General features: G+C 45.8%; 6 protein-coding genes. All 6 read right to left on the reverse strand.

The window, feature by feature from the left end; translation table 11 throughout:
• Positions 1-279: 279 nt before the first annotated feature.
• Positions 280-471, reverse strand: a complete 192-nt coding sequence (locus tag L2082_RS18095; RefSeq protein WP_446010591.1) for a hypothetical protein — start codon at positions 469-471, stop codon at positions 280-282.
• Positions 472-722: 251 nt separating this feature from the next.
• Positions 723-1,634 (reverse strand): zinc transporter ZupT, encoded by a 912-nt coding sequence (zupT, locus tag L2082_RS18100; protein ID WP_446010592.1) that lies wholly within the window; start codon positions 1,632-1,634, stop codon positions 723-725.
• 12 nt (positions 1,635-1,646) lie between these two features.
• Positions 1,647-2,282 (reverse strand): hypothetical protein, encoded by a 636-nt coding sequence (locus L2082_RS18105; protein ID WP_446010593.1) that lies wholly within the window; start codon positions 2,280-2,282, stop codon positions 1,647-1,649.
• Positions 2,283-2,406: 124 nt separating this feature from the next.
• Positions 2,407-3,288: an alpha/beta fold hydrolase gene (locus L2082_RS18110; RefSeq protein WP_446010594.1), complete on the reverse strand. Its 882-nt coding sequence runs from the start codon at positions 3,286-3,288 to the stop codon at positions 2,407-2,409.
• Complete coding sequence (locus tag L2082_RS18115; protein ID WP_446010595.1) at positions 3,288-4,322, reverse strand: 3-oxoacyl-ACP synthase III; 1,035 nt, start codon at positions 4,320-4,322, stop codon at positions 3,288-3,290. The genes L2082_RS18110 and L2082_RS18115 overlap by 1 nt, the downstream gene beginning before the upstream one ends.
• Before the next feature lie 177 nt (positions 4,323-4,499).
• The gene (locus L2082_RS18120) at positions 4,500-5,297 is read right to left on the reverse strand and encodes a type IV pili methyl-accepting chemotaxis transducer N-terminal domain-containing protein (RefSeq protein ID WP_446010596.1); all 798 of its coding nucleotides are present in this window, start codon (positions 5,295-5,297) and stop codon (positions 4,500-4,502) included.
• Positions 5,298-5,611: the final 314 nt, after the last annotated feature.

Consider the following 5,611-nt stretch of genomic DNA (forward strand, 5'->3'; position numbering starts at 1 on the left):
CATTTCTTGGCACCGCAAAAGCCTTGAAAAATATAATTACTTGATAATAAACGAAAAATATTTTTACGCCCAACGAATAATCAGGTAGTTAGGATTGTTTCGATAATGATTCTCACAAAGTTGGGTTGAGACCGCATACATCGTTCCTTAGAGAGCTTTCCCAAATGAGGGATAAAAAAAAACCGGGTTACGCACAAAGCATAAACCCGGTCATCTTTACATATTGGTGTCTCAGCTGGTGGAATTGAGACAGATGGTATATATCATTCAATCAGCCTGTCATACCTGCAGGGCCAAATCATTTACACTTGCTTCGTCAGAAGCGATAACCATCTTTTTCATCTCTTCATATGTATTATATAGTGCCTGAAATGATGCATCGGAAACCCTAAATGAATTCTTCATGGCTGACTTTTCAATCACTCGAATGGATTTCTCAAAAGCCTGTAGTTTCTGTCTGTAAGCAGTCATCGCAAGAACCTCCTCTGGTACAGCCGTCCCGGAATATAGATGTGATATCTCTTTCTCTCTTTTGTACCCTCACTTATAGTATAAAAAATTACACGACCACTAGCAAGGTAAAAATAATTTTACCTGCAAAATAACAAGCACACATTTATATACAGGAACAATAATATAGATATTAATCTCACTCGCACCAACCCAAAAAGACACTGGTCCAAGTCATATTATTTGAAACATGCTTATGCATTTGACGCACATTATCGCATCAACAACAGACTCAAGGCCATCACCATCATACCTGCAAGTAAGCCGAACAGGCTGTCATGCCCTTTGCCATAGGCCCGACTGGTGGGTAGTAGCTCATCCAGGCTGATATAGACCATAATCCCAGCCACACCACCAAAAAGGATTCCCATAACCTCTGAAGGAATGCCTCCACCATCGCTTCCAACAAAAAGACGCAGGCCAATATAGGCAACAATGGCCCCCACAGGCTCTGCCAGCCCACTGAGCACAGAATAGAAAAAGGCCTTCATCCGGTTACCAGTGGCATAATAGATCGGCACGGACACACTCACCCCTTCCGGGATATTATGCAGGGCAATAGCAATGGCAATAGCCACCCCCACTCCAGGATCTTCCAAGGCAGCCAGAAAGGTCGCCAATCCTTCAGGAAAATTATGAATAGCAATAGCCAGAGCAGTAAACAAACCCATCCGATGCAGCTTATGGTCATGAATACCATGCCCTTCACCATGTTCCCCAACAAGGGGGTCTGCCTGTAAGGGCTGCTCCTCGCTGCCATCCTCTGAGGATAGCGTATGGGTATCCTTAAGCACATTCAGCTCGGTCTTGGCATGGATCTCATGGGGATTTTCCGCTGACGGGATCAGATTATCTATCAACCCGATCAGGAGAATACCGCCAAAAAAAGAACCTGCATTCACCCAATGCCCCAAAGGATCTCCATAACGCAGAACCAGGGCTTCAGTACCTTTGACAAATATTTCGACAAAGGAAACATAGAGCATGACTCCGGCAGAAAAACCCGTGGCAATGGAGAGAAAACGAAAATTGGTTCTCTTTGCCAGAAAGGCAATGGCAGAACCGATTCCGGTGGCCATACCGGCAAAAACCGTCAGCCCAAGGGCAACCCAGACGTCATTCATATAAAGTACCCATCACGCCCTGTCAGAGCAGGATAACAAGAAATAATCCAGATTCTTTTTTGCTTCCGCAGTAATCCAGTTCAGCACATCAAGGAGTTTCTGCAAATTTTCCGCTGCCGAATACGAGACCACTTCCATTGTCAGTGTATTGTTGCGCAGTTTACCAAATTGCCAGAAATTTCCAGTGGTCACGATTCCAAATATATCCTGCTCTTTATTGCCATTGAACCTTTGTGCCGCAATCATTTCCGCCAAAACCTGGGCCCATCCTTCATTAAAGTTCTCTTTCTTGGCTTCTGCAATACAGATAACCGGCGTATGAAACGTCGTGCCTATATCAGATGCCGGAGCAATAATAAAGTCAGGAATGCCAACCAGGCCCTCCTCTTCTGATACATCAAACCTAAGATGGGACCAGACTGGCAGACCATTATGTTGAGCAACAATATTCAAAATCGGAGCAATAATGCTTTCGCAGATCGCATTCTCGCTGACATAGTTTCTTCTTGTGCGTATATTGCCATTGATAAAATCAAACAAGGCCTTCTCAATAACAATGCTTTTCTCTTGCACAAAACCCTGCTCAGCAAGTCGGATCTGAAACTTCAGAGCAACCTCTTCATATGTGCTGAAATTGCCGTACGGCATTCTTTTGCTCCTCTGTTTATATGAAAGTACCGGGTTACTCCTTGGAGTCACCCAATTCACTTTCATGTTTTGTTATCCCACCCCAAGGGGGTGGGATGGGTGTTATTATTTTTGCCGGGATGTCTCAGCTCGACAGGCAGCTCTGTAGAAAAGGCCCCAGCAGATCGGAGATTTCCGGCAAAGCGTCTTCCAGCACGTAATGACCAGCTTCGGAAAAATAATGACATTGGGCAGTAGGGAAACGCTTTTGCCATTCTGCATAGAAATGATCATTAAAACAGAAATCCTTTCCACCCCAACAGATGAACATGGGCTTATCGCAAAGTTGGTCAAGAGAAGACTCAACCTGCGTCAGGGTATCCCAGGAAGGATGGCTGGGCTGCAAGGGGATGTCCTGAACAAAACGATGCACCGCAACCCGATTGGCCCAGCTATCATAGGGCGCAAGAAAACCTGCTTTGATTTCTGGTCGCATCTTCTTAATCACTGCCATAAAAGTGGCTGGCAGGGCAAAGCCGTTCAGCCCCCGAACAAGGAGAGCACCAAGTACAGGCCAGCGACAAATCGCAATGCGTTGGGGAATGAGACTGGAATGAAAAGCAGCTGTATTGAGCACCACTAACCCTGCAACACGCTCAGGATGTTGCCCGGCCCAGCCCATTCCAATGGCTCCGCCCCAGTCATGGACCACCAGAACACAGCGTTCAATCTCCAAATGATCCAGCAAGGCTGTGAAATTGTCAATATGGTTTTGCAGGCGATAGGGATAATCCTGCGGCTTATCGGAAAAACCACAGCCCAGATGGTCCGGTACCACGCAACGATACTTGCTCTTGAATTCCGCAACAACATTACGGTACAGATACGACCAGGAAGGATTGCCGTGGGCCATGACCACAGTCGGGCCGTTTCCTTCATCAAGATAAGATAGCCGGTGGCCGTCAGGGAGTCGGAAGGTCTTGGGGGTAAAGGGATATTCAGCAAGGGTGACGGAAGGATGAGCCATCACCACTCAACTCCTAGCATCACCGAGTTGATCCCGGAACCGATTCCCAGCAAGGCCCCTCGCTGGCCCTCCTTGAGCTTCCCTTTTTCAATACCCATTGCCATAGTGATCGGTGCTGAAACCGAGCCCACATTGCCCAATACTTCCAGGGTCTCAAAATTACGCTCAGGGTCAAGGTCAAGGGTAGAAAAAAGCTTACGAGCATGGGCCTGTCCCACCTGATGACAGAAAAAGCGATCAATCTTCTTTTTTTCCCAGCCTGTTTCTTGCTGAAAATCCTGCCAACATAATTCTGCGGTTTCAACGCCTTTTTCCAGGAGCAACTCTGAATCAGTGGTCATCAATGTACCGTCATTGCCAGCCAGTCCCCCATGACAGAGCTCATTATGACGGGTATTGGCCCGCCAGGAACCACCAACCAAGCGGTGATCAGTATCCTGCACTTTCTTTGAACCCATAACCAAAGCAACTGCACCAGAGCCAATGGTCAGAGAGGCAAAGGCGGGTTTGATGGTTTTACGGCTCAGGGTTTCATCAGCTTGTAATTGCTCAATGGTTGAACACACCAGGTCTTCAGCTGTCTCTGAAGCCACAATAAGGCCGTAGCGCACCTGGCCCAGTTCAATCATATTGGCCAGCATGAGCATACCATTCAAAAAACCAAGGCAGGCATTGGAAATATCAAATATCTGACAACGACTTCCTAAGCCAAGACCATGATGGATAAAAGAAGCTGTGGCAGGCTCCATCATATCCCGGCTCACAGAGGTGAACACCATAAAATCAATTTCAGAGGCTGTTAATCCTGAAGCGAGCAGTGCTTTGCGTCCAGCAAGAATAGCCCCTTCGCTGGGGCGGGTTTCTGGATTCCAAAAACGTCGGCTACGAATACCGCTCATCAACTCAAGGCGGCCTTCGGGAAGTTTCAGTCGCCTGTAAACTGACGAGAGCTGTTGCTCAAGATCAGCCGAAGTAACGACATTGGGCGGCAATTCATAGCCAAAGTTGTGAAGGCAGACACGGGAATATTTCATAGGTCATGTTCTCTATCTCTTTTTTTTTTGTCTCATCTTTTCCCTGATTATCATGGAACAGCCAGTCTCCCAACCTATACTACATAACGTGTATAACGGCAAGCTCCCTGCGCCCCCTTCCCTCTTCTCTTATCATTTCCTTACATAATCGACTTCAGGTAGAACAGGTAAACCAGCTTATGGTTTTTCAGATGCGATTTCATCAGCATAAAGATCTGTCACCCGATCAGAGAGCTTTGTTATCTCATCAGTAGCTCTCAGCACCATAAGGGGCAACCCTCCTTCCTTAACTTTCAGAAAATACGGAGAGATTCTTGCCCATTCCTTCTTTATCTTCTTAAGCAGGGATGCAATCTCAGCATTATTCCGTTGTTCCCCCATAAGTTCGTTCAACCCTGCCTCAAAGCTTTCTATAGAATCCTTCAACTTATTAACCGTATCTTCATCACGGAATCCAGCCTGATAGGCAATATAAAACTTTGCAACCCGTTGCGAAAGCATACGTTGTTTCCCTGATATATTGATAATATGATCAATACTTGCACCTGTAAGCTCTGTCAGGTTAAGCACGACTGAATGGCAAACCTGCAACAGAGTATCACTCAATCCAAGAACACGGATAGCGTCCTTCTCCGCATAAGGCTTCATGACCAAATCACGGTATTCAGAAAAAGTATTCTCGACAATAGCAAGCAGATCCTTGGTTTCACTGTCCTGCACATTTTTTTTCAGTATATCGTGATTTATTTTGAACCGCTCTAGAGCCATCTCAAGTTGCATCTTTGTTTCTCTTACAGAAACATCATTACCAAAATAGATATAGGCTTTGGCAATTCGTTGTGACAGCATACGTTGCATGCCTGCTCGATTAACCAATTCAGCCGAAGTAATTTCTGCGGCCTGCAAATGCGGGACACAAATCATCGTCATAAAGGCTGCCAACAGTGCGACAGACCGGAGTGTAAAAAAGTACATAAAAATCTCCTCTAGGTAAAATTGATGAATGCAACGAATATTGCTACGGTCAATGAGCCCCTCAGTTGGTATTTATTGTATCTTAGGAAATCGACAAAAAAAAATACCCGTTTTCAGGTGCAGAATTGTAGGGGCAGACCTGCGTGTCTGCCCGGTATAAAAGGGCGAACACATAGGTTCGCCCCTACCCCAACTTTGCGATACCGAGAAAATAATCCTTTTGAAATCAGCATGTTAAGTGTTTTGGCAATTCGTTCTTGGCACCACAGATTTTTTTATTTTCATTTTTTTTCTTACTGTCCCGCCAGGATAGT

It is taken from the genome of Candidatus Electrothrix sp. (assembly GCF_052785085.1).

Bases quoted from the DNA above. Each gene is read 5' to 3' on its own strand.
- L2082_RS18095 (WP_446010591.1), bottom strand. From the start codon at position 471: ATGACTGCTTACAGACAGAAACTACAGGCTTTTGAGAAATCCATTCGA.
- zupT (WP_446010592.1), bottom strand. From the start codon at position 1,634: ATGAATGACGTCTGGGTTGCCCTTGGGCTGACGGTTTTTGCCGGTATG.
- L2082_RS18105 (WP_446010593.1), bottom strand. From the start codon at position 2,282: ATGCCGTACGGCAATTTCAGCACATATGAAGAGGTTGCTCTGAAGTTT.
- L2082_RS18110 (WP_446010594.1), bottom strand. From the start codon at position 3,288: ATGGCTCATCCTTCCGTCACCCTTGCTGAATATCCCTTTACCCCCAAG.
- L2082_RS18115 (WP_446010595.1), bottom strand. From the start codon at position 4,322: ATGAAATATTCCCGTGTCTGCCTTCACAACTTTGGCTATGAATTGCCG.
- L2082_RS18120 (WP_446010596.1), bottom strand. From the start codon at position 5,297: ATGTACTTTTTTACACTCCGGTCTGTCGCACTGTTGGCAGCCTTTATG.